At 45.8% G+C, this 24,906-nt stretch carries 17 protein-coding genes; 9 read left to right on the forward strand and 8 right to left on the reverse strand.

Annotated elements, in window-relative coordinates:
* Nucleotides 1-119 precede the first annotated feature (119 nt).
* Nucleotides 120-1,034, reverse strand: coding sequence for a PPC domain-containing protein (locus JGK22_RS26115; protein WP_293193545.1), 915 nt, complete (start codon nt 1,032-1,034; stop codon nt 120-122).
* Between the two features lie 98 nt (nt 1,035-1,132).
* Between JGK22_RS26115 and JGK22_RS26120 the strand changes: the two genes are divergently transcribed.
* Nucleotides 1,133-2,836 (forward strand): NAD(P)/FAD-dependent oxidoreductase, encoded by a 1,704-nt coding sequence (locus JGK22_RS26120; RefSeq protein WP_293193544.1) that lies wholly within the window; start codon nt 1,133-1,135, stop codon nt 2,834-2,836.
* Nucleotides 2,837-2,893: 57 nt separating this feature from the next.
* Here JGK22_RS26120 and JGK22_RS26125 read toward each other — a convergent pair whose 3' ends face one another.
* Entirely contained in the window at nt 2,894-3,649 is a 756-nt protein-coding gene (locus JGK22_RS26125; RefSeq protein ID WP_293179527.1) for a Uma2 family endonuclease, read from the reverse strand.
* 96 nt (nt 3,650-3,745) lie between these two features.
* Here JGK22_RS26125 and JGK22_RS26130 point away from each other — a divergent pair, with 96 nt between their 5' ends.
* The 4 genes from JGK22_RS26130 to JGK22_RS26145 all read left to right on the forward strand — a co-directional run bounded on the left by JGK22_RS26130 (nt 3,746) and on the right by JGK22_RS26145 (nt 7,217).
* Nucleotides 3,746-4,225, forward strand: coding sequence for an FxLYD domain-containing protein (locus tag JGK22_RS26130; protein WP_293179530.1), 480 nt, complete (start codon nt 3,746-3,748; stop codon nt 4,223-4,225).
* A gap of 80 nt (nt 4,226-4,305) precedes the next feature.
* Nucleotides 4,306-6,063, forward strand: a complete 1,758-nt coding sequence (locus tag JGK22_RS26135) for an ABC transporter ATP-binding protein (protein ID WP_293179533.1) — start codon at nt 4,306-4,308, stop codon at nt 6,061-6,063.
* Between the two features lie 168 nt (nt 6,064-6,231).
* Nucleotides 6,232-6,852 (forward strand): Uma2 family endonuclease, encoded by a 621-nt coding sequence (locus JGK22_RS26140; protein ID WP_293179536.1) that lies wholly within the window; start codon nt 6,232-6,234, stop codon nt 6,850-6,852.
* A gap of 32 nt (nt 6,853-6,884) precedes the next feature.
* Nucleotides 6,885-7,217, forward strand: coding sequence for a XisI protein (locus JGK22_RS26145; protein ID WP_293179539.1), 333 nt, complete (start codon nt 6,885-6,887; stop codon nt 7,215-7,217).
* A gap of 106 nt (nt 7,218-7,323) precedes the next feature.
* Here JGK22_RS26145 and JGK22_RS26150 read toward each other — a convergent pair whose 3' ends face one another.
* Both JGK22_RS26150 and JGK22_RS26155 read right to left on the reverse strand, forming a co-directional pair.
* Entirely contained in the window at nt 7,324-7,560 is a 237-nt protein-coding gene (locus tag JGK22_RS26150) for a hypothetical protein (RefSeq protein ID WP_293179542.1), read from the reverse strand.
* A gap of 19 nt (nt 7,561-7,579) precedes the next feature.
* Nucleotides 7,580-12,187, reverse strand: a complete 4,608-nt coding sequence (locus JGK22_RS26155) for an NACHT domain-containing protein (protein ID WP_293314089.1) — start codon at nt 12,185-12,187, stop codon at nt 7,580-7,582.
* A gap of 373 nt (nt 12,188-12,560) precedes the next feature.
* Between JGK22_RS26155 and JGK22_RS26160 the strand changes: the two genes are divergently transcribed.
* Nucleotides 12,561-12,917 carry a hypothetical protein gene (locus tag JGK22_RS26160; RefSeq protein WP_293179548.1) on the forward strand — a complete coding sequence of 119 codons (357 nt, stop codon included), beginning with the start codon at nt 12,561-12,563 and terminating at the stop codon, nt 12,915-12,917.
* 451 nt (nt 12,918-13,368) lie between these two features.
* Here the strand turns inward: JGK22_RS26160 and JGK22_RS26165 are convergent, their stop codons facing one another.
* A complete protein-coding gene (locus JGK22_RS26165; RefSeq protein WP_293179551.1) occupies nt 13,369-14,337 on the reverse strand; it encodes a YegS/Rv2252/BmrU family lipid kinase in 969 nt (322 codons plus the stop codon).
* A gap of 238 nt (nt 14,338-14,575) precedes the next feature.
* Nucleotides 14,576-16,132 (reverse strand): metallophosphoesterase, encoded by a 1,557-nt coding sequence (locus JGK22_RS26170; protein ID WP_366026711.1) that lies wholly within the window; start codon nt 16,130-16,132, stop codon nt 14,576-14,578.
* 646 nt (nt 16,133-16,778) lie between these two features.
* Here JGK22_RS26170 and JGK22_RS26175 point away from each other — a divergent pair.
* The gene (locus JGK22_RS26175; protein WP_293179557.1) at nt 16,779-18,164 is read left to right on the forward strand and encodes a hypothetical protein; all 1,386 of its coding nucleotides are present in this window, start codon (nt 16,779-16,781) and stop codon (nt 18,162-18,164) included.
* Nucleotides 18,165-18,517: 353 nt separating this feature from the next.
* On the opposite strand, the gene JGK22_RS26180 is transcribed toward JGK22_RS26175, so the two are convergent.
* Nucleotides 18,518-18,916 (reverse strand): DUF4342 domain-containing protein, encoded by a 399-nt coding sequence (locus tag JGK22_RS26180; protein ID WP_293179560.1) that lies wholly within the window; start codon nt 18,914-18,916, stop codon nt 18,518-18,520.
* Between the two features lie 669 nt (nt 18,917-19,585).
* Between JGK22_RS26180 and JGK22_RS26185 the strand changes: the two genes are divergently transcribed.
* Nucleotides 19,586-22,402 (forward strand): AAA-like domain-containing protein, encoded by a 2,817-nt coding sequence (locus tag JGK22_RS26185; RefSeq protein ID WP_293207908.1) that lies wholly within the window; start codon nt 19,586-19,588, stop codon nt 22,400-22,402.
* Nucleotides 22,403-22,806: 404 nt separating this feature from the next.
* Nucleotides 22,807-24,354, forward strand: a complete 1,548-nt coding sequence (locus JGK22_RS26190; protein ID WP_293212621.1) for an ATP-binding protein — start codon at nt 22,807-22,809, stop codon at nt 24,352-24,354.
* A gap of 111 nt (nt 24,355-24,465) precedes the next feature.
* Here the strand turns inward: JGK22_RS26190 and JGK22_RS26195 are convergent, their stop codons facing one another.
* A complete protein-coding gene (locus JGK22_RS26195) occupies nt 24,466-24,846 on the reverse strand; it encodes a hypothetical protein (protein WP_293197263.1) in 381 nt (126 codons plus the stop codon).
* Between the last annotated feature and the right edge of the window lie 60 nt (nt 24,847-24,906).

Below are 24,906 nucleotides of genomic sequence, written 5' to 3' on the forward strand. Positions count from 1 at the left end.
GTATTGCTGACGGAGCGGATAGCAATCTCAAAAGGTACGTAGTTGCGATCTTGGCGCTCTTTCCTAATATTATAAAGAGCGCTAAAGCGCAACTACGTACCTAATACGTTAATTTGATTTTAAGTTTGGGGCGGTATTACTGAGGGAGCAGATAGCAATCTCAGATTGTAATCTGTATCGCCTTGAAATTGAGAAACGCGGACAAAATAAGTCCCCGCAGGCAAAGCCCCATTGCTTACAACTCTTTCTGAAGCCGTACCTAAATTGTTAGATGAAGCAATAATATCGTCTAATCCAACTACGCCGTTACCATTGAGATCCTGAATTAATTCTACATCCACATCTGCACTCAAACCATCAACAGTTGCACTGAAAAGACTGGGAGTATTGAGGATGAAACTGTAAATATCGGCTGGTTTGGTAGCACTCAAAAAATCGTTGTCAGTTAGACTGTCTGTGAGAACACCTAGGTTTTGGGCTGCGCTCAAATCGTCGGCGGGAACGGGGAGAGCGCTCAACAATCCTTCTTGTTGACCGAATTGAATGTAATGGTCGATCGCACTTTTAACTGCGCCACTGCTGACTGCTGATCCTATTACCGGATATCTTTCTAGATAAAAGCTGGGATCGAAAAAAATGCTGGCTTTGCGGTTTTCAAATTGACCGACTTTCAAGTAGTGTTCAAAGGCGCTAAATTGATTGGTTTGGACTGCTGTTTGCACATCCGGGTTGCTTGTCAGATAAAAACCCACATCGAAGAAAGGGTTGGGGTTCCGCCGTTCAAATTGACCGAATTTAATAAAGTGCTGGGCGCCGGAAAATTTGTTTTTTTCGGCTGACACTGCAACATCTGAATTGGTGTCTAAATAATAGCTGGCGTCGAACAGGGCATTAGGGTCACGATTTTCAAATTGGCCAATTTTTTGGTAGTGATCGAAGGGGGTCGATACTGTGCCTCTGGCGACTGCTACGGCGACATCTGGGTTGTTTTCGAGATAAAATTTGCTGTCGAACAGTGTTCTGAGGGTTAGCATTATTAAAAAATCTCTCTGTACTTTAATCTGGAAAGTGCATAATCAAATTCGATCGAGAATTCAGTTTACATCATTTTTTTTGTGAGGGCGTCTCAATTATGGCTAAATCTGCACTGATGGCAATGCTGCGCCGCGCTGCGAGTATTGCCCAAAAGTCAAGGGAAACAGGCATTCCGGCTGATGAATTACTGGGGATGCTGGACGATCGCACTCCCAATTTTCCCATATCTCGGCGGCACTTGCTGCATGGGGGTTTAGCGGCGGCGGGAGCCGTTGCTGCTGCGACTTTTACCCGGGAGGGAGAGGGGGCTTTTGCTCAAGCGCGCGGTCGATCGCCCATTTTGGTTGTGGGTGCGGGGATTGCTGGTTTGACGGCGGGCTATCGCTTGCGTCAGGGGGGCGTGCGTGCCGATATTATCGAAGCAAGCAACCGCGTGGGGGGACGGATTCGCACGGCTCCTAGGGTGGCTGGAACAGCGATTTCGGCCGAGCTGGGAGGAGAATTTATTGATAGCGGCCACACTACTTTGATCTCGCTGGCGACGGAATTGGGTTTGCGGGCGATCGACTTAGTTAACGTACAGCGGGGATTGGTAAAGGATACTTTTTTCTTGGAAGGGCGACGATTTTCTCTAGCGCAATTAATCTCTGATTTTGGGCCCCTTGCTAGTAAAATTAGTGCAGATTTGGGTGCGATCGGAGATAACATTAGCTATCAAGATTTTACAGAACCAGCGGAAAGATTGGACAATCTTTCGATCGCTGAATATGTAAACCAAGCTGATACTAGCACAATTGTCCGGCAGTTGCTCCGCATTGCTTACACGATAGAATACGGTCGAGATCCCGAGGAACAGTCGGCGTTAAATCTGCTGTTTTTAATCGGTTCTGAATCTGGCAGTTTTGAATTGTACGGCGACAGCGATCAGCGTTATCAAATAGACGGCGGTAACAGTCAAATTGTCAACCGTTTAGCCGATCGATTGTCTGGTTCGATCGAGACGGGGACAATTTTGGAAGCGATTACTTTTTTGCCGGATGGCCGCTATCGGGTGAATTTGCGATCGGGTGAAAGCGCCTTTGAGCGTATTTATGAACGGGTTTTGCTAACTTTGCCGTTTAGCACTCTCCGAGACGTTAAAATTAACGTGCCTTTGCCGCAACCGAAGCGTAGGGCGATCGAGCAATTGGGTTACGGTACTAATTCTAAGCTGATTACTGGCTACCGCAGTCGCATTTGGCGAGAAACTTATCGATCGACTGCTTCTGTTTATACCGATTTAGGATTCCAGAATACCTGGGAAGCTACGGCTTTTGCTCCCACTGCTAACGGTTTGATCACTAATTTTACAGGAGGAAAGCAAGGTTTGTCGATCGGTAGCGGAACTCCTGAAGACCAAGCACAAAAATTCTTGGGACAATTTGAAAGAGTTTTTCCCGGAGTGAGAAATTTGCGATCGGGAAAAGCAGTGCGAGTTTATTGGCCGGGAGAACGCTTTTCTAAAGGTTCTTATTCCTGCTATTTAGTCGGACAGTGGACGCAAATGCACCGCGTCGAAGGCGAACGATTTGGCAATTTATATTTTGCCGGAGAACACACTTCGCTAGAAAATCAAGGTTACATGGAAGGCGGTTGCGAAACTGGACAAAGGGCGGCTGTAGAAATTTTGCAAGACTTGGGTTTAAGAGCTCCTGTTGATGCTGTGAATGCTCGAACTGCTAGCAGTTTGAACAATCGTCGTCCCAGCCGAAAAGTTCCGGGAGCCCGGAATCTTGGGAATAGGAATCCGAGTATTAAATAATAGGAGTAATTGCGGACACGGCATTGCCGTGTCCCTACAAATATCGCGTAGAATTCATCAAATAATCTCGTCCGGGTTGATTCCCCGATCGCGCAAATACTCAGCCAGTCGATCGGCTCGTTCCCGTTCGCGATCGGCTCGCTGGCGTTCTACTGCTAACTGTTCTACGCCCCACAACAGCAGATTTCCTGATTCATCCCACCAGCGCAACCAATAGCCTGTACGCTGTTCTTTCTCCCCTCTCCACGTTCCTAAATACAAACCAAAATCTGCCATCCAGTGACGACCTTCCTCATCGGGAAATTCTAGTACATAGTTGCCATTTTGCAAGCGATATACTTCCAGCAATCCAGTTTCTGGGTCAAAAATGATGTAAGTTGGGACTTGCAGAATTTGTTCGTAAAAAAACCACTTTCCCGGAGGAAAAGTACGTTTAGTAGAATATTCCCCGCCGTCTGTTTCCGACAAAAATTCCATCACAATGGTCGGGATTTCTCCTTCCAAGTTTGGGGTGTAACTTTTGCGGTCAATTCTCGACTCTGCGGGCAATACCGAAGGTACGTAAACCCAATCTGGTGCTTTGATAACTAACTCGCCGTTGACAGTAGCGCAAATCCCAAAATTGCTGGCAATCAACATTAGTGGGCCGATTAATCCTCTCAGTTCTAAGATTTCTCGCAGTGCTCCAGCAATTAGCGGTTGACCTGTATTCTCCACTGGTTTTTCTTCTAATTGGAAATCGTCTGGCAACTTCTCCCAAGTTACGGTCAGGGCGATCGCTTTTTGTTTGGGGTTATCTTGAGTAACGACCATGACTTTATTTTCAAAAGTTTGATGTCTTATCATAGCACAATGTAAATTTTAGCGAAATTATCTGGTACAATTAATTTCATTAAATCCCAAACAAATATGAAAATATTACATTTAACCGTAGCTTTATCAAGTTTGCTAATCTCGCCGATATCGGCTCGCCCTTTGATTGCAGACTCTACAAATACCCTTGCTCAAAACTCACTAATTAATGAACCATTTTGCTACCTAAAAACCACCGAAGGCAAAATAGTAGACTTAGGCAAGTTGTGCGAAAAACAGCCATCGGGAAGTTCCCCAACTTGCATTACCGGTGCTAACATTGCGGCGAAAGTGTCAATTGCGACGGCAAATTATGACGGCAGCTTTTTCAGCGGAAAAGTGTTGAATCAAGGCTGCAAAATTATCAAAAATGTCAAAGTCAACTATGAAGTTTTGGACGAGTCAGGCAATTTAATAGACAACGGATTTATCGATACTCAACCCGTTAGTCTTGCACCCGGAGAATCGGCCGCCTTTCGGGGTGCAGTTGTGGCGGGGGCTAAAGTACGGGCTACTCATGCTGAGGGTCAAGAATGATTGCGAAGATTTGCCCGATCGCTGATATCATATTCTGGCTCAGATATCTCTAAAAACAGAACTTGCGAGGGCAAAATATCTTGAAAGCTCGATCGACATACTGGCAAATCTTACCCTACCTCCGTCCCCAAAAACAAACCATCGGTAAAGCATTAGCTTGTACCGTAGTCTTTACCATATTTTGGCCAATAATCGCGTGGCTGGTTGGTGAAACCGCCAAATTTATAGGTAAAGGAGATTTAAAAGGGTTTGCTCAAATTGCTGCACTCAGCGCCATCATATTTCTAATTCGTGGTATCGCCCAGTACGGTCAAGATACGCTGATGGCAAAAGCAGCTTTGACTATTGCTTTAGAAATCCGCAAAAAAGTTTATGCACACCTCCAAAACCTCAATCTCGGCTACTTTGAGACTGCCAAAACCGGAGATTTATCCTACCGCCTCACAGAAGATATTGACCGCATTGGCGAAGTCGTAAATAAATTTTTTCATCAATTTATCCCTTGTGTTTTGCAGCTAATTGCAGTCATGGGATATATGATTTATCTTAACTGGCAATTAACTTTGGGTGCGTTAATCATTGCACCGTTGATGGCTATTTTAATTGGCTGGTTTGGCGAGAAACTGCTCAGTTACTCGCGAGAAAGTCAAAATCGGATTTCTGATTTATCCGCTTTGCTAACAGAAGTATTCAGCGGCATTCGTTTAATCAAAGCATTTGTGGCGGAAGACTACGAAATTGCCCGCTTTGCAGAAGAAGCCGAACAAAACCGTCGCGCTAAGTATTTGTCAGAACGCATAAAAGCACTCCAGTTCGTCGTAGTTGGCTTTCTGGAAGCGATGAGCGTGATTTTGCTGTTTTTCCTCGGTGGTTGGCAAATTGCTCAAGGAAATCTCACTGGTACGCAATTTATCAGTTATATCGCCGGAGTAGCGCTGTTAATCGATCCGATCGCAATTACCACTGCAAATTACGGCGATTTTAAGCAGGGAGAGGCTTCTAGCGATCGCATTTTTGAACTTTTAGCCATTCAATCAACAGTCGTCGAAAAGCCTGGTGCGATCGAACTTCCCCACGTTACCGGAAAAGTCGAATACCGCAACATTAATTTTGCCTACCCCCCTCAACCCCCCCTTGATAAGGGGGGGCTAGGGGGGGTTCCGATTTTACAAAGTATGAGTTTACTCGCACTTCCCGGAGAAGCGATTGCGCTTGTCGGCGCATCCGGTGCGGGGAAAACTACGTTAGTAAACTTGTTACCCAGATTTTACGATCCGCAAGCGGGACAAATTTTAATTGATGGGATTGATGTTCAAGATGTGACATTAAATACGCTGCGCCGACAAATCGGAATTGTACCGCAAGAAACTATTTTATTTTCGGGTACAATTGCTCAAAATATTGCTTTCGGTCAATCTTATTACGAACTGAAAGATGTACAGAAAGCTGCGGAAATTGCTAACGCCCATCAATTCATTACTGAGTTTCCCGACGGCTATCAAACTTGGGTAGGAGAAAGGGGTGTAAATTTATCGGGCGGACAAAAACAAAGAATTGCGATCGCCCGTGCAGTCTTGCTAAATCCGCGAATTCTGATCCTCGATGAAGCGACATCGGCGCTAGATTCGGAGTCGGAAGCTTTGGTGCAGGAGGCCTTGGAAAGATTGATGCGCGATCGGACTGTGTTTATTATCGCGCACCGTTTGGCGACTGTGCGGAAGGCTGACAGGATTTTGGTCTTGGAAAAAGGTAGAGTGATGGAATCGGGAACCCATGAGGAATTGCTCGAAAAGGGCGATCGATACGCTCGTTATTACGCTCAACAATTTAGTCAGTAGGGTATCCTAGAAACCGGGTTTTTGGCGGAATCTGCTGGCCTCAAGGAAGTATTCAAAGGAAAAACCCGGTTTCTGACTACTCGCGCGTAAGTCATATCAAGAATGGTACAATAAGTTATCCAACTGGAGATTTACTGATTCCAGTTAAAAAGAAGAGGCCGTGCCAACATGATTCAAACCACAGCCAAACTACTAACATTCGAGGAATTTATAGAGTGGTATCCCGATGGCAAAGGACGTTTCGAGCTACGAGATGGAGTAATAGTTGAGATGAATCCAAACGGCGACCATGAGGAAGTTACAAGTTTTCTCATCCGCAAAATTAACGTAGAAATCGATCGCCTTAATCTGTCTTACATAACACCATCAACCTATTTTGTCAAGCCTCTAGGAGCGACGACAGGATATCAGCCAGATATCATAGTATTAGACAAGCCAGCCTTGATTTCGGAGCCACTTTGGAAAAAATCATCGATTATTACCCAAGGTAAATCTGTTAAACTTGCGATCGAGGTAGTTAGCACGAACTGGCAAGATGATTACTTGGTTAAAGTGGCTGATTATGAAAGATTGGGTATCCCGGAATATTGGGTTGTGGATTATGCTGCTTTGGGTGGCAGACGCTTCATTGGCAATCCGAAACAACCTACAATCTCGGTTTATCAGTTGGTTGAGGGGGAATATCAGGCTAGCCAGTTCCGAGAGGGCGATCGAATTTTATCCTGTAGCTTTCCCGAACTTAATTTGACTGTGGAACAGGTTTTTGGATCTATCCAAAGAGAAGAATAGGATTGTTTTGGATATGGAGATTTAGACGCACAATGGCAAATGTAGACCTTTATCGGCAACATATCCAAAATCTACTCTCCCAACACGCTAGTCTGGTGTGGGATGAGCGAATTCAGGCTCAAACTATCTTTGATATCGATCGCGATCATTATCAATTAATCTATGTAGGCTGGCGCAATCAGCGGCGAGTTTATGGCCCGGTGTTGCACCTGGATATTATGGATAATAAAATCTGGATTCAGCAGGATGGCACTGAAGTGGGTATTGCTAACGAACTCGTTGAATTGGGAGTTCCCAAAGAAGATATTGTACTTGGGTTTGACCCGCCGATGATGCGAAAATTGAGTGAATTTGCGATCGGATAACTTTAACCAAAGAAACCGGGTTTTTGGCCGAATCTGCTGGACACAACGAAATTTTATCGAAAAAACCCGGTTTCTGAACCCGCGCGTCAGTGGCGTAGTAAAAATTTCATTCTAAACCGTCTCTCGTCTCCACAGACAACTGATTTCTGACTAGCATAAAGTCCTCCGAGAACATATTTAAACTATCAAAAAAAGTTTTCCAAGCATTTTCTTGGGCGATCGAGATGTGTTCTGGTATAATCACAAACACTTCAACCTCTTCACCCACAGAACCAGGTGGCACTTGAATTTCAAGTTTATTTCCTGCAAGAACTTTGGTGGTAATCCGTATTGCTGACTGCATAGTTCCTCCTTGGCGATGATTAATTTTCCACAGCCCCTAAAGCTTTGAGGGTGGCTTTTTCAACTTCCGTTAAACCCGTAACTCCGGTAATATTCATGTTTTCATAAGGTCTGTCACTTTTCAGTATTTTGAGGCACTCACCCGTCCCAGCATCCCAAATTATAATTGTGCCATCCCGACAGCAAGCAGCAATAATTTTTCCATTTGAACTGAAGGCAACTGAGTTAATTCTACTGGTATGACCTTGCAAAATTTTTAGACATTCACCTGTACGGATATCCCATATTCTTACCGTTCGATCGACACTTCCACTAGCAACTATTTCACCAGAATAACTAAAAGCAACTGAACGTATCCAATCAGTATGCCCCTGCAAAATTTGGAGGCATTCACCACTGCGGACATCCCACAATCTGATTGTGCGATCGACACTTCCCGTGGCAAATATTTCACCGTTATGGCTAAAGGCGATCGCGCGCGTCCAACTTTGATGCCCTTGCAAGATTTTGAGGCATTCACCAGTATGGATATCCCACAGCCTCACCCTTCCATCAAAACCGGTACTGGCAAATATCTCACCCAAAGGACTGAAGGCAAACGAGTATACTGAACTTTTTTGCCTTTGCAAGGTTTTGAGGCATTCGCCCGTACTGATATCCCACAGCCTTACCGTTTGATCATAACCTGCACTAGCAAGTATTTCACCATTGAGACTGAAGGCGATCGATCGTGTTTCATTGCCAAATTCTGGCAAAGTATGAAGGCATTCACCACTGCGAATATCCCACACCCTCAATGTTTCGTCATAACTGCTGCTAGCAAGCTTTTCACCATTTGGACTGAAAGCAACTAAGTGTACCCGATGGAGATGCCCCTGCAAGGTTTTGAGACATTCACCACTGCTGACTTTCCACAGCTTGACTGTATGTTCGTCATCTCCGCTGGCAAGCATTTCACCGTTGGGACTGAACGATATCGATCTGACTTGATTACTATGCCCTTGCAGCGTATTCAAGCATTCACCGCTGTCGATATCCCACAGCCTCACTGTTTGGTCGTAACTACCGCTAACAATTATTTCACCAGTAGGATGGAAGGCGATTGAGCCTATTTGATTGTTATGCCCTTGTAAAGTATTCAAGCATTTTCCAGTGCCGATATCCCACAACCTTGCAGTGCGATCGTAACTGCCACTTGCTAATATTTCGCCTGAAGGACTGAAGGCTATTGATCGTACATGACCGAAATGTCCTTCTAGCGTTTTGAGACATTCACCGCTATCTATATTCCACAGCTTTACTGTTGCATCACCGCTGCCACTAGCAAGTATTTCACCAGCAGAATTGAAGGCTACTGTGGACACATTTTTAGCATGACCATCGAAAATTTTTAGGCATTCACCAGTGTGAATATTCCACAGCCTTACTGTTTTGTCGCCACTACCGCTGGCAAGCATCTCACCAGTAGGATGGAAAGCCACTGAAAATACAACTTTAGTATGGTCTTGCAAAATTTGGCAGCATTCACCCGTGTGAATATCCCATAACCTTATCGTGCGATCGAAACTGCCACTAGCGAGTATATTTCCATCAGGATGGAAGGTGACTGACATTACTGATTCGGTATGTCCCTGCAAAACTTTGAAACATTCACCAGTCTTGACATCCCATAACTTAATTTTATTTTCATAACTACCGCTAGCAAGGATCTGACCGTCTGGACTAAAGGCGACTGACTCCACCACGTTAGTATGTCCTTGACAGGTAAATATTTCTCTTCCAGTGCTAGCTTCCCACAAGCGAACTACGCCATCAGTATCACCTATAGCTAACAGTTTGCCATCAGGACTAAATATTACTGACCTAACACTACCGAAGATTTTAGTAAAAGCAGAATTAGTCAGATTCGCTTTAGCAAAATTGACGTGGCGCAGCGTCGCATTTGTAAAATCAGCACCTTTAATTACGGCATGAGAAAGGTCTTTTCCTTCTAAAGCAGCATTGTCCTTTTTTACCAACAGCGTCGCCGCATTCCCTCCCACATAACCCACCTCGCTTTCAGTTTTTCCCCGCGTTTCTTCCATAATTTCTAGTAGGGGCGACTTCTCTAAAGCCCCCCTTCTTAAGGGGGGTTGGGGGGATCTCTTCTGGCTAACATCGTCACTATCCTCTCTCTCTAATAGGAATTCGGGGGTTCTCTCGTGATTGGCATCGTCACGATCCCCCCCGGCCCCCCTTAACAAGGGGGGGGAAATAACCTCCAACATAGGTAACAACAAATCAATCACTGCTTTCGTCAGTGGCGCTTGTCCGAAACTCTGACGAAGTTGCCCTAAATCTTCAGCAACAAATCCCTTGAAAGGCGCGATCAATTCGTTCTGATTTCTCTTCTGCGCCTGAAGCCGACAATAATTAGACCAAGTGTATAATTGAGCCTCAACATCAGGATCTAAACAAGACTGTTCCGGCGCAACTAATTCGGTAAAATCTGCCGCCAAAACTCCCAATTCCGCTGCAAATTTATAAGCGACAAAAAACTCTAATAACGAACGGTGGGCTGGAGTGTAATCGCCATCGGCATTGCGGATTAGCATGGTTTGACCCATCATGTCATAATGCCAGTGGTCTAAGTCTTTTTCCTCTTGGACGATGGAACCAAACAAGCTGCGAATGCGATCGGGAAAACCGCGATAATTCAGACTCATTTGGTCGGTAGACAGCATTTCCCAAGACAATTCGCACAAGAAATAAAGCTTATCTGCTAACGAAGTAAAAGTCCGTTCAGCTTTGATATCTCTCTCTATCTTCCGCCGCACCGCATACAGATATATTCGCGACATATCCACTGGTTTGCCAGCTTCAATATCGGGCAATGCTTCCAAAATTAACTCGGTCATCACCGGGCGACGCGCTAAATCCAATAGTTGCAGGTTTCCCATCACTTTTTCGACAGTAGCAACTTCTGTTTGAAATGACAGCGCTTGCCGAATTTGCTCGTCGTTAAATTTCTCTAATTCTAATACTTCAAATTGGGGAGTTTCGCCTGTTAAAATGGTTGTTGAAGCTTGCAGTTCTGCATTGAACAATGCCCGTCCTTCCTTGCCTTCAGGAAAGTGTTCGGTGCGGCAAGTCAGGATAACTTTCGCACCCGGAACGACGGCTTTTGCTAGTTCCCAGAAGTTGTTGATGGTTTCTTGCCGATCGCACTTAGCGGCCATTTCATCAAAACCATCGAAAATCAACAGAAACTTACCCATCCGATTCAGTTGTTCAAAAGCCGAATAACCCGCCAAAGGTATCTCGTGTTTCCGAAAGAAAAACTCAGAAAATAGCGACTCCACACTAACAGCTTTAGCATAATCTCTCAGGGGAATTACTAACGGCAAACGCGGACGTTCTAAGCCGCGCTTTTGAGCATCTCGGTAGCGTTGTAGCGCCATCCAAGCATAGTGCATGGCAAACCAAGTTTTCCCGGTTCCAAATTCTCCTAAAACTGAAATATGTTCTTTTACTGGGTCATCCAACCACAAATCAATATAACCTTCAATCCACCCATCTCGATCGCCATAATGACTCACTCCTATTTTGCGGTGAGTATCGGGGTCAATTTCTTCTTTCGTACAAGCTAGCGGCACATATTTCGTATCAATTCCTCGGCTGGTAATTTCAGTTTCTAGCCAATCCAGATAAGCGGTAAAATCGGCATCTTGATCCAGCAATTCATCGAAGGTATAGCAAGCTAGATCGCGATTTTCATCTTTTTCTACCTCATCCCGCGCGGCGCGACTGATGCGGCGGGCGGTGACTAACCAGCCTTCATCGGTGCGCTGCTTTTCCACCGACTCGCGCAAGGCTAAGATGTCCCTGAGTCCGGCTTCTCCGGCGATACCGCGTACTAAAATGCGATCGTACTTTTTGCGTCTCACCGGAACATTGATAATCCATTCAAAATAGTTATCTTCCGAGATTTGATAGGTTTCAAATTGATAATTTAAGGTTTCAAACCAACCGCGCACTTGTTGTGATAAAATAAAAGCTTGAGACTTTTGAATATTCGTTGATGTGGCTGCGGGAAGTGCGGGATAATCTTCGGCTTCCAACCGCGCAAACTCCGTGCGAATTCCTTCGAGAGTGGGAAGGCGTTCGATGCGATCCATTACCATAGATAGGCGTTTTTGCAAAGAGGCGATCGCATTTCCCACCATCACATCGCCGATCGATCGCGTCCGCTTTGCGACTTCCATAAACACGGCCGCAAATGCCATAAACTCCCGTCTGGGGTCAATGCCTAAATCTCGAAGTTCTTGGCCCAAAGCAGACTCATTGAGAAAGTCATCGCCTGCTTGAATTAAAATTGCTGGGCTATCGGACTCGAAGGCTTTACGAAATGCTGATTCAATCTCTTTTTGGCGAAACAGTTCTAAAATCTGCTTGGGTTTGCCAGCGCCGTATTCTACTAAAGTATAAACGTAAACTCCGCTAAAATCGGCTGGCGGTGCATCGGGGTCGAGGTTAAATCTTTTTAATAATTTGATGACTGTTTCGTTGCGCTGAAGCTTGTCTTTGATGGTGCCGAAGGGAATGGCTGTCAGGAGGCTGATAACTAAGTCGAGACTAATTGGGATCATTTAGGCTTTCCTGTTTTTCCGTGGGAGTAACGCTCAAATCTAGAATCGGTAGGCTGTGTCCCTGAAATGCGCTGCGGGCGATCGCACATTGCTCTATTTTTATGTTAACAGGATTTACGCGCTTCAACCAAAGAAACCGGGTTTTTACCGAATCTGTGGGCTGCAACGCGTCTCTTCGTGAAAAACCCGGTTTCTGACCAACCGTTGGCAAGTTATATCCAGTTAATTAACTTAGCATTTTTTTCTCGATTTGACAACTTCAAAACAGAGAAAAAACCGACATATATTGTAGTAAAAAAAGCTTTGATATTAGTTGTCGTTTCATAGTGAAAAAGTTAAAATATAGATAACTTACAAATAAAACTTGCTATCTATGAAAATACAATCTTCCGTCTTAGTCCACCTAGGATTTGGCAAATATGTGCGATCCGATCGAGTAACAGCAGTAATCCCAATTGAAGAAGAACGGGGCCCGGGCCGGCGCACTTTCGTGCACGTAGACGGCGAAGCAGACCCGATCGTTGCTTCGCGCGCCGAAGATACAATTGTTCGCGATTTAGTGCAGGAACCGCGCGAAATAACTCAAGCCCGCCAGCAACAAGAAATCCTCCAAGATTTGCTGGCAGATTTGAACAATGTTAACGTCACCGTGCGCCGCATCAGTCGCGATGAAGGCGGCCTCGATCTCGAACTTTTAGAGCGCCGGATTCGCCAAATCTTAGACGCATAAAAAGAAAAGACCGCCCGCGCGGTCTTAAGGTATGTAGTTGCGCTTCAGCGCTCTTTCATATCTAATTAAAAGAGCGCCCACGCGGTCTTAAGGTATGTAGTTGCGCTTCAGCGCTCNNTAATTAAAAGAGCGCCCACGCGGTCTTAAGGTATGTAGTTGCGCTTCAGCGCTCTTTCATATCTAATTAAAAGAGCGCCCACGCGGTCTTAAGGTATGTTGTTGCGCTTCAGCGCTCTTTCATATCTAATTAAAAGAGCGCTGAAGTGCAACTACGTACCTCCAGAATACTGCTCTTTCATATCTAATTAAGAGAGCGCTTTCATCGCAACTACGTACCTTAAGAGAAGAGAGCGCTGAAGCGCAACTACGTACCTTTGAGCGCTGAAGCGCAACTACGTACCTTTGAGCGCTGAAGCGCAACTACGTACCTTAAGAGTTGCCTAGGTCATGTTTAAGTTAAGGGTTTCATTGTCACTTCAATGTCAGCTAAACCTGTCAGTTTTTCCACGGGTACATCTTCTTCAACTCGCGGTATGAAAATAGTTAAACCTCCGGGAATGCACTCAATTGAAAGCGGAGTCATGCCGACAATTTCTCCATCTACAACCACTTTTTGAGGCGGATCGGCACTGATTTTTACTTTTTTTGCGCGCAAATAACCGATGTCGTCGCGATCGGTAGGATTGCCGCTCAACGCTGTTTGTAAGAGGTGATAAGAAGCTGCGATCGCCCCTGCTTTATTTTGAGGCGCCACCAGCGTCACGTCCAGCAAGCCGTCATCGAAAATAATCCCCGCGGGGCCTTGAGCTAAAATGGAAGTAGGCGGCGCTGCATTCGCCACTGTCACGGCCACCGCAGTAACGGTGATGATTTTATCTTCGGTTTCGATTTCGGCTTCAAATCTTTCTAAATTGTTTAACTGTTTGATTCCCGAGAGAATGTAGGCCAGCATTCCCCAGCGATTCTTCATTTCGCGATCGGCTAATTCGACAGTTTCCGCCTCAAAACCCACTCCAGCTAACAAAACCATCGGCATTTTACCGTTACACATCCCCGCATCCACCACCCGCGTCAACCCTCCCAAAATAGTTTCGCAGGCGGTTTCGATGGTATTCGGAAGATCCAAAGCATTTGCAAAAGCATTCGCAGTTCCCCGCGAAATAATTCCTAAAGGGATATTTGTCCCCACAATGGCGCCCGCAACTGCTGATAATGTGCCGTCACCCCCGGAAGCAATAATTTCCTGAACTCCTCTAGCAACTGCTTCGCGGGCGAGTTGATCTGCATCTAATTCTGGTGTTGTCAGCCGAATGTCTAAGTCAATAAACGGCTCTAACATTTCTTGAATTGTCGCTAAGTCTTGGTCGGGGTCGCTGTTGCCGGCGACGGGATTAAAGATTAGGCAAGCTGAACGTTTCATAGTTGGTAAGGGGTAATTGGGAATGGGGAATTGGGAATGGGGAATTGGTAATTGGTAATATTATTTCCTGTTGAGATACAACAATTAAATTGGTTTGTAGTGAGGACTTTCGTCCTTATTTTCCTGAGGACTAAAGTCCCCACTACAAACCTAAAACCAAATAGGTTCGATCGTTCGGACTTTAGTCCTTCCCAATTTTTGCGGACTGAAGTCCTCACTACAAACCTAGAAGCGAAAGTTAAATTACAAAAGGTTCGATCGCGATTTCCTGCCATTTCCCCTCAAATCGTTCGACAACCAAAGGTCGAACTCTGAACTTGGGGGGAGTCCCGTCAAGAACATCAATCCGCAAACACGAATAAGGACGGCGTTTGTGGGAACCTTCGCCGCTGCGGCCGACAAATAGCAAAGATTCCGCTACCCGCCGGCTGGCTGTTTCAGCACCAGCCTCGCGCGCCAACCGATAAGCTTCCGGGCTCGATGCTTCCTGCAATATCGGCCCTTCCGGGCGCTGACGCCGCAGGCTGTGGCCGCTTCCCCCGCAGACAATCCAATTAATCCCAGAGTCGCCGTGTCCGGTATCCCCAGTCCGCAGGTATTCCAAACAGTGGGCGTGGCCTGTGAGTACCAAATCTACTAGGGGACGCCCCCGCGCCTCCTCCCCAACTGCATCGGCCACCGCATCGAGTACCTCGCGCAATCGCAGCCGAACTGCCAAAGTTTGAGCTTGATTCCACTTTGTCGCCTCGGTTACGTAGGGGGGATGGTGCAAGTACATTACCCGCCCCCGCACGTCTGAATCTGCCCAAGATGCAATCAATCGCCTTTTGAGCCATTCGAGTTGTTCAACGTCCGTGGAGGCTGTTCTGTCGGGCGACAGTTGTTTGTCGATATCCATCAGCATTTCGTCAACTTGCTCTAATTTGGCGCTCAAGTCGTCTAGCTTTTCGGCTTCTTCGGGAATTTCCGGGTTGAGCCGATCGGACATTTCGAGCATTTCCAATTTTTCTTGTTCCAACTTTTGCCGGTCGAGTTCCAAATTTTGGCGGCGAATCTCGCCCTCTTTGGTTTTTGGGATCGGCAACGGTTCGTTAAAGGTGTTGGAGTCGAGGGCGAAGAAGTCGATGCCGCCGCTGCGGAACGTGTAATAGCGGTTGGGTAAGCGGGTAAAGCGTCCTGGTTGGTAGCGGATGCAGCGGCCGGTGCTGCTGTGAGCGGTGTAGTGGGCGTCTAGGTGGCGATCGAGCTCTCCCGGCAATTTGTGAGCCCTCAGGTAGTCGAGAAAGGCTTTGGCGTAGGCATTTCCGATCTCCGAACCGTGCCAGCCGACATCGAGATCTAACTTGGAACCCAGCAGCCTCCGCAGCGGCAAAGCAGTCGCAGAGAGAATTCCGTAGAATATCGGCAAGTCGTAGTAGTCGTGGTTTCCCGGTACGGGCAAAAACGGAAAGTTGAACACCATGCGATCGTAAGCAATCCGAGATGGTTGCTCGCCGCCGACGATAAACTCTCGGTAGGGGCGAATAAAGTTTTGCAAGTAATATTCACTCGAACCCACCAGATAAACTACATCGCCCGTATGCAGAGCAAAACGGCAACTTTGGCGTTCCCGCAGCATCAACTCGGCAACCTGCCGCTGCGGGTTGTGGCCGCGGTGGTTGCCGGTGCCGCTGTCGCCTGCGACTAAAAATGAAAATTCAGGACAGTCATCGGTTCGATCGTCCAAAACCATCTTAGTTTGGTCAATTCCCCGATCGGCGATCGACTTTTCTTGCCACCGCACCCGCTCGTTCATTTTGCGGATTTTGACTGTTATTCGCGGGTCGGACACGAATTTCACGCCACCTAGTCTCCCAAATTGCTCAGTTCCTAGTTAATCTTGCAGCGATCGCACGGGTGTTTACCTCTGTCTAAAAGCTGAACATCGCTCGATCGCTGGCGCGTGCGGGCTACAACCAGGTTTCTGCTTCCCTAGAAGTCGATCGACCCAGATTGAGAAAAACCGCGTTTTTTTGAGATTTAGCGATCGGGCGGTTGTAAACTCACTATTGTTAAAAAAAATGCAACTGCTTTTGCTTTGTCGGCGATCCAAACCCCGATAGTCATAAGTCATTCCCAATCCTGCAATTTTTCAATCCTGCAATTTTTCAATCCTGCAATTTTTCAATCCACAATCTAAAATCTAAAATGGTATCCGCTCAAATCTAATGTTATTGATGATACAGAACCTTTTAGTTCCCAGAATCGCGGCAAATTTTTAATTTTTAATTCTCTTCTGGCGCTCTCTCCCTCTCTCCCTGTATTCCCCTCTGGCTTTTACCCCCCGATCGGACTTCTGACAAAAACAAGTTTTCACTCACGAGCGATGGCACGATCGCAGCGCGTTTTGATACCATTCAATCAAGCCCAAGACAATCAGGGAATGTAGTGGAGGTGCGTAAATGGAGCTTTTCGGAGAACAAAAACGGTGTCTGGATGCTTTGGTAGCGTCGATCGAGCAATTGGGAGGTCGAGTAGACATTCCGAAGCTGGAGCAGATAGCAGAGCTCATCATTCAAACGATGAGGGGGCCTTGGCGCTACTTTCACACGTCGGAACACATTTTTGAGGTCGGAGGGTCAGTCGATCCGATCGAGGTACTGGCTGCGCTGTTTCACGACCTCGTGTACGTCCAAGTCGATCAGGGCGTAAGTTTCAATATCAGCAGCGCCCTTTGTCCTTTTGTCCAAGAAGTGCGATCGCAGTTAGTGATTAGAGATCGAACCGAACTACCCGACGATGCCATGTATCACCTGGTGGCCTCTGTCTTTGGGTTTGTTCCAGGCAAGATTCTCTCTCCGTTTGCCGGCCAGAACGAATTCTTGAGTGCCGTGATTGCTGCCAAATCTTTGGAGCCTTTTTTGCCTGCAAGTACGATCGCCGAAATTGCCGCTTGCATCGAAGCTACGATTCCTTTTCGTCCGATTTCGGCCAGCGGTTTGAGTGCGATCGAACTTTTGCACCAGCGCTTGGTAAGTGTAAATCGCGATTTGAATTTCGGATGGACTGATGCCGAAACAGCAGAAATTGTCAAGCGTTCGGTCAGGTTAGCCAATCGGGATGTAGAGAATTTTGCCTCTCCAAATTCCTCTAATTTCTTAGACAATACCTGGAACTTGATGCCAGAAACCAACCACGAATTGAGCAATGTCAATTCCTATACCGTGGGCGGATATCGCAAATCTCTGCAAAAGATGGAAGGATTTTTAAACTTCCTCAAACCAGAACTGGTTTTTCAGCAGTTTATGCAAGAACCGGACAATGAAACCTACGCTCACATGATTGCCCAAACTAGAAAAAATATCGCAGTCGCCAAACTTTATCTGGGTATCAAACTAATTACGATCGCAATTTTAGAAGCTCTTTCCTACCGTTTGGGGCGCGACATTCCGCTTTCGACAATGATGGGAGAATTGCGCGCACCAGGATTTAAAACATCGGTTTTGGAAGATTACTTGCCCAACAGACAAATCGCTTACCCCTTAGAAAGTCAGTTGGAAAAAGAGGTTTTAGATTTGTTAGCAATAGGACGTAATCAAGAATCTCCCTATGATATTAAAAACTCCCCCGTGGCTACGTTTATTATCAAATCTATCGGCTTTGCAGAAACCGAAAACTTTTTGAAGAAAGCTCAAGAATTCTTTGCCGGTCACATTTCGTCGGAAGAGTTTCTGTCTTACTGCGCTCCCGATGTCATCGATACCATCTCCTCCGGGGTTATGAAACTCTTTGACAGCAGGAAGACGGCTTTAGGAACAGTTAAGCTAGCTCACCAAACAGTTTCTTAGCATATGTTGGCAAAATCAGGACTTACGCACAACCTAATTTTGGTAAGGTGCGCTCTGCACCTCGTGCACCTTACCGCTATAATTCAATACGCTTGGGTTAACTGTTTACTCCGAGGAGATCCCCCTAAATCCCCCTTAAAAAGGGGGACTTTGAGCAACTTCTTGTCCCCCCCTTGGGAAGGGGGGCTAGGGGGGATCTGGCTTAACTGAACGGTATTGCGCTATAATTCCACCATAAAAACACTTTTTGCGTAAGTCCTGATTCAAAAAAAGAGGACTTTAGTCCTCACAAGAAACAAGCTCGATCGCGCGAAATTAACCGGATATTAGCAGTAATCGCGACTGAGTTATTATTATTCTTTTCTTTCAATTATAATCGTCATGTGAGCGACTAATGCACCGATCGCTCCTACTGCTGCAATCACTGGAAACAAAGTCGCGCTGATGACTCCGCCGACTACTCCCACCGTCAGAGGAACTTCTACTAAAATCCGTCCCTCTTCATTTTTGATAATCAGGCGGCGGATACTCCCTTCGTGAATCAGCTCTTTAACTTTAGCAACCAAATCGTCGCCGTTAATCTTCAACTCCTCGACGCTAACTTTGTCCTGAGTATAAGTAGGGGTTTCTAAAGGAGTCGCGTCAAATTGAACTTCAGTAACTTTTTCGGCAGAAACTTTTCCCGATACAGGTATTGATTCGAGTTCTCTTGCCCCGACAGGTTCTTGTACGCGATCTGTAGGTGTGTCCATTTTTTGTTCTCCTTTTCGGTAAAAGTATTTTTGTATAGAATTATTTAGAATAATAACACGCAACTTTTTATCCATCAATCATACTTTTGGGTGATATTAAGGCATTTACGTAATAAACTCAGAAACCGGGTTTCTACGAAGATTTCTGGTAACTCAACGAAAAAAATCGTAGAAACCCGGTTTCTCGCCCCCCACCATGACTTCAGAAACCGGGTTTCTACGAAGATTTCTGGTAACTCAACGAAAAAAATCGTAGAAACCCGGTTTCTCGCCTCACCTCTTGCCCCCCCTCTCTCCCTCCCTCTCTGCTTGTGCCAATACGCTAACTGTCTACCTCTGAGCCTCCTACCGCCACACCCGTGAAAAGCCTCAAATGTAGACAGCCACAGGATTAGAGCTACTTTCACACCTTGTATATTCAGACTCAGCGGATGTAGAGGTTGAAATACTGACATTGTACTGAAAGTGCGATCGCCCCGCCGTGTATAGATTTAACACATCTAGTTCGGCAAACCGCACATGGAAATCCTCGCTTACTTTCCTCAACAGTCATTTTTATCCAAGTCACTGCGATCGCCCCACAAAACCCGGCCTCCCGAGGTTCCTCCCATGAACATCCTAGAGTTTCTAATGAGAATTGCTTAAAATAAAGGGGAAGCAGTAGTAATTATGATCGAAATATTATCGAAACCAAACCAATTATCTCAAATTGAAGTTGAGCTTGGCGCAAAGTCGGCTAAAATAGAATTTCTTCCTTCTGCTTCCCCTTTATTTCCCGTGTCCGATTTGGCAGCGACAGAATTTGCATATCAAGTTGGTGGCAGTTTGCAGGCGAATGCTCTTACCTACGTCACCAGAGCAGCAGATAGCGAACTTTACGAATCGTTAAAAGCAGGTAATTTTTGCTACGTGCTCACCTCCCGACAAATGGGAAAATCGAGTCTGCGGGTGCAAACAGCGCGCCGCTTACAAGCAGAAAATATTGCCTGCTCAATTGTTGACATCACAGGAATTGGCACGGCTCAAATAACTCCCGTCCAGTGGTACGCGGGTTTTACAGCCACTCTCGCCAATAGCTTTAAAATTAAAATGAATGTCAAGACTTGGTGGCGCGATCGAGAAGACTTGCCACCAGCCGTCAGATTAAATGAATTTATCGAACAAGTATTGCTTCCGGCGATCGATCGCAATATCGTAATTTTTATCGACGAAATTGACAGCATTCTCTCCCTGAACTTCTCCAGCGACGACTTTTTTGCCTGGGTGCGCGGCTGCTACAACAAACGCGCCGAAAATCCCGAATACAACCGCCTGACTTTTGCCTTATTTGGAGTAGCGACTCCTCAAGATTTGATCTCTGACAAAACCCGAACTCCGTTTAATATCGGCCGCGCCATTGAACTCAAAGGATTCGATCTTGCCGAAGCCACACCTTTAGTCAGAGGATGGCCAGAAAAAATCGATAATTCCCACGAAATTCTCAAAGAAATCTTAGCTTGGACTGGAGGACAGCCATTCCTTACTCAAAAACTTTGTCAATTAACTGCCCAGAAGTTAGCAGCAGAAACCAGCCGCGATTGCCATAGCCCAGCCAACTGTCAATTATTTATTGCCGAATTAGTGCAGTCTAGCACCGTAGAAAACTGGGAATTTCAAGACGAACCCGAACATCTCAAGACAATTCGCGATCGCCTCCTGAGAAATCAAGAGCGCATCGGCCGTTTGCTAGGACTTTACCAACAAATCTTAGCAGATATGACTCTGCCAAACGGCGCAAAAAATACCGCAAAAGAGTCGATTGCTCAATATAATTTAGCTAAATACAGTTCCCAAAAAATGGAACTTTTACTGTCAGGTTTAATCGTCCAAGATGGAGGAAAACTGAGAGTTTACAACCAAATTTATGCGTCTGTTTTTAATCGGGAATGGATACACCAAGAATTAGCAAAGCTCCTGCCTTACTCCGAGTCTATCTGCGCTTGGGAAGCCTCCAACCACACAGACGCTTCCCGCTTGCTGCAAGGCAGAGCTCTCGCAGAAGCCTTAATCTGGGCGGCTGACAAAAGTTTGAGCGATCGCGATTATCAATTCCTCTCGGCTAGCCAAGAACAAGAAAATCTGGAAGTTCAAAGAGCTTTGGAACTAGAAAAAGCAGCTTCGCAAATATTAACCGAAGCAAATTTAGTTTTGACTAAAGCTCAGCAAAAAGCCAAGCGAACAGTCCAATTTAGTTTGTTTGCACTCGCTGTAATTTCTGCTATCTCTGGTAGCGTGCTCGTGCAGGTGCAGCGAGTAGCCCAGAAAGCTGAAAATCAAAAAAAACAAGCAATAATTACCCACATAGAAGCACTCAATTCTACCGCCGATATTTCCCTAAGCTACGATCAGCTAGGAGCTTTAATCGCAGCAGTCAGTGCTGGCAAAAAAATGCGAGAGATAGAAGTTTCCCCAACGCTGAAAGCACAGACACTAAATATACTGCACCGAACGGTAAATGCAGTTAGAGAACGCAATCGTTTGCTTAAGGGACACACGGCTAATTTCAGCCCGGATGGCAAGTTGATTGTGAGTGCGACTGACGAATTGTTGGTGAATTTCTTTCAGCCTAACGGTAAGTTAATTTTGAGTTTGCCTGGACACACCGAGTCAATTACTGAGGTAGTTTTTAGTCCTGACAGTCAGTTAGTTGCTTCTACAAGTTTTGACAAAACTGTCAGAATTTGGCGCCGCGACGGAACTTTGCAGCAAGTTTTGAAAGGACATCAAGATTTAGTTTGGAGTGCAAGTTTTAGCCATGATTCTCAACTAATTGCTACTGCAAGTTCGGATAAAACTATTAAAATTTGGAATGCAGGCGGTGTTTTGCTGCATACTTTAAAAGGACATACTAGACCTGTTACATCAGTCAGGTTCAGTCCCGATGGTAATATGTTGGCTTCCACCAGTCAAGATCGAACTGTCAAACTTTGGAAACGCACTGGAAAAACACTGTTTCGACTTGAGAAAACTCTTTTGGGACACGGAGATGAAGTGTGGGGCTGCAATTTCTCGCCAGACGGTGAGAGGATTGCTTCAGCTAGTCACGATTGGAAGGTGAAAGTTTGGAATACTGACGGCAAGTTGCTCAAAACTCTCGATTCTACAGCAGCTTTGGGTAATGTCAGTTGGAGTAAAGACAGCAAGTTGCTGGCAGGGGGCAGCACTGACGGCAATGTGAGACTTTGGCGCCGCGACGGGACTTTGCTGCAAACTTTTAGGGCACATCAAGCGGATGTGTGGAGTGTGAGTTTTAGTGCCGATCGCAAAACTTTAGCATCTGCCGGGAAAGATGGGTCGGTGAAGCTTTGGAGTCTCGATCCTGCTAAAGTAGAAGGTGCCGAACTTGACACATTGCTCGCCGTCGGCTGTCGCTGGCTAGGAGACTACCTGCAATACAATCCGGGTGTTGAGAGCGATCGGCATTTGTGCGAAAAAACTGACAATTGACATTTTGTGCCAATTAGCAGAAACAGGTTGCGGTTGAATTGTCAGGGCGGGCGATCGGCTCCAGATTTGTCGCTACTCTTTTCTGGATTGTCATATAATTTTAGGTAAGGGGTAATAGCAAATGTCCTCGCCCAGATCGCGGATGTCTATCAATCTGAACCAAATTCATGTTATGAAACATTCAAGCTAGTGATAAGTGCTAGATTCTGGTTAGTAGAATTTGGGATAGATTAAACTTACTAAGTAGTCAGGTTGCAAAGGTATCTACTGTTAAATTAATCTAACCTGCTATATCGTTTCGGGTGACAACAGCACGATTAAAGAAAAAAATCATGCTAAATTAACTCGATTGGAGCGAGCCGAGTAGAGTTGATTGCCAAGCTATCAAAAGAGTAGAAAAAGCAGTGCAAATAGTACGCAATACTCCAGCAGCCAACAGCAACTGCCAATTACCAAAGGAGGGAGCAGTGTATGAAACTGATGGGGTAAGTCCCCTGAAATCGCCGCTCGGTTTGCGATCGACTCTAGAGGAATTAACCCTGTACAACTTTCTCCTGGAGTCAGAGTGTCTGGGTGGCGAAGTTACTAAAATTTTTCAATCTAATCCTTTACTTCCCGGCATCATCATTACTGAGAAAGGAAAGTTTGCAGGGATGATTTCGCGCCGACGTTTTTTTGAACACATGAGTCGCCCCTACAGCTTGGAGTTATTTTCTCAACAGCCTTTGTTCATCCTGTACCGCTTTACTAAAACTGATATCTTGGTTCTCGATCGCAAAACCTCTATTATGAAGGCAGTACGGCAGTCTCTAGAGCGATCGCCCGAACTGATCCACGAACCCATTGTAGTTCAGGTAGAGCCGGACAATTACCAACTTTTAGACGTTCACCAACTACTGCTTTCTCAGTTGCAGATTCACGAGTTAGCAACCGTGGCGATGCGGGAATCCCAAGCACAATTGAGACATCAAGCCCAACAGCTCGAACTTGCCCTCCTGGAACTTCAGCGCACTCAAACTCAACTAATTCAAACAGAGAAAATGTCTTCCTTGGGGCAGTTAGTAGCAGGAGTTGCTCACGAAATCAACAATCCCATCGGCTTTATCTACAGCAATTTGCACCACGCTAAAGAGTATACCGAAGGTTTAATGCGGATGCTTTCTCTGTACCGGCAGCACTGTCCCGAATCTATCCCAGAAATTGAAGCGGAATCAGAAAACATCGAACTCGATTATTTGCTGGAAGACTTACCCAAAGTGTTTGATTCAATGCAGCAAGGTGCAGAAAGGGTGCGCGATATCGTTTTGTCGCTGCGGAATTTTTGCAGGTTAGACGAAGCCCAAATGAAGCAGGTCAACATTCACGACGGTATCAACAACACAATTATGCTTTTGCAAAGCCAGCTTAAAGGGAAACCAGGACTGGAGGCGATCGCAATTCACAAAGAATATAGCAAATTGCCGCTGGTGCAGTGCTATCCCGGACAGCTAAATCAGGTATTTATGAATATTTTGGTTAATGCCATTTACGCTCTTGTTGAGTGGAACAAACACGAAAATGTCGATGGGAAAACCCAGAAAAATTCGCAAGCAGGCGATCAAAATAATTCCCGTACAAACACTCAATCTTCAATTTCTAATTCTAGCCATCTGATGCCTGCGATTCTGATTCGCACGGAGTTAGTCGAGGGCAAAAAGGTAATAATTAAGATTTCTGACAACGGCCCGGGGATGACAGAAGATGTTCGGAAGCGGTTGTTTGACCCTTTCTTTACCACAAAGCCTGTGGGCAAAGGAACGGGCTTGGGATTGTCAATTAGCTATGAAATTGTTGTCAATCAGCACGGTGGCGAATTGAAGTGCTTTTCCGAACCGGAAAAAGGAACTGAATTTGCGATCGAGATTCCACTTCAACAGTTTTCCCCACCACATATGTTACCTCGGTTTGCCTGATGACTGCTGTTCGCGATCGGGGACAGCACTAGCTCGAAAGCGAGCGGGGACAGCACTCATGACAACTGTCAACTGTCAACTGTCAACTGTCAACTGTCAACTGTCAACTGACTACGGACTACCTTTGCAAACCCACTTCCACAAAACATGACTCGGCCCCTGTTGGCGAATGCGGCGCACTTGTTGTTCCAAACCCTGTTTTTCCCGCAGGGGCAATCCTCGCACAATGTTGCGACTGTGCCAAGTTAGCACTGCTAAAGTCATCGCCAAACATATACCCAAACCGAGAGTGGGCCAGCGGTGAAAATATAAACCGTAGCGCACCGCCGCCCAAGTAAAGTTTTCTAACCACAAATCGATTTCGTGACGCAAACTCCAAATGCTCAAAGAACCGACGCTAATCCACAGCAATATCACAGTTAACCAGCGGCCGTAAACTGTTAGTTTGTGAAGCCTTTGGACTTCAATTTGAAAATTTGGGTCATTAGTCATGGCAGAAGGAAGAAGGAAGAAGGAAGAAGGAAGAAGGAAGACCGAAGTTGCAATCGACCG

The sequence above is a fragment of the Microcoleus sp. PH2017_08_TRC_O_A genome, assembly GCF_020738665.1.
Taxonomy (GTDB): domain Bacteria; phylum Cyanobacteriota; class Cyanobacteriia; order Cyanobacteriales; family Microcoleaceae; genus Microcoleus.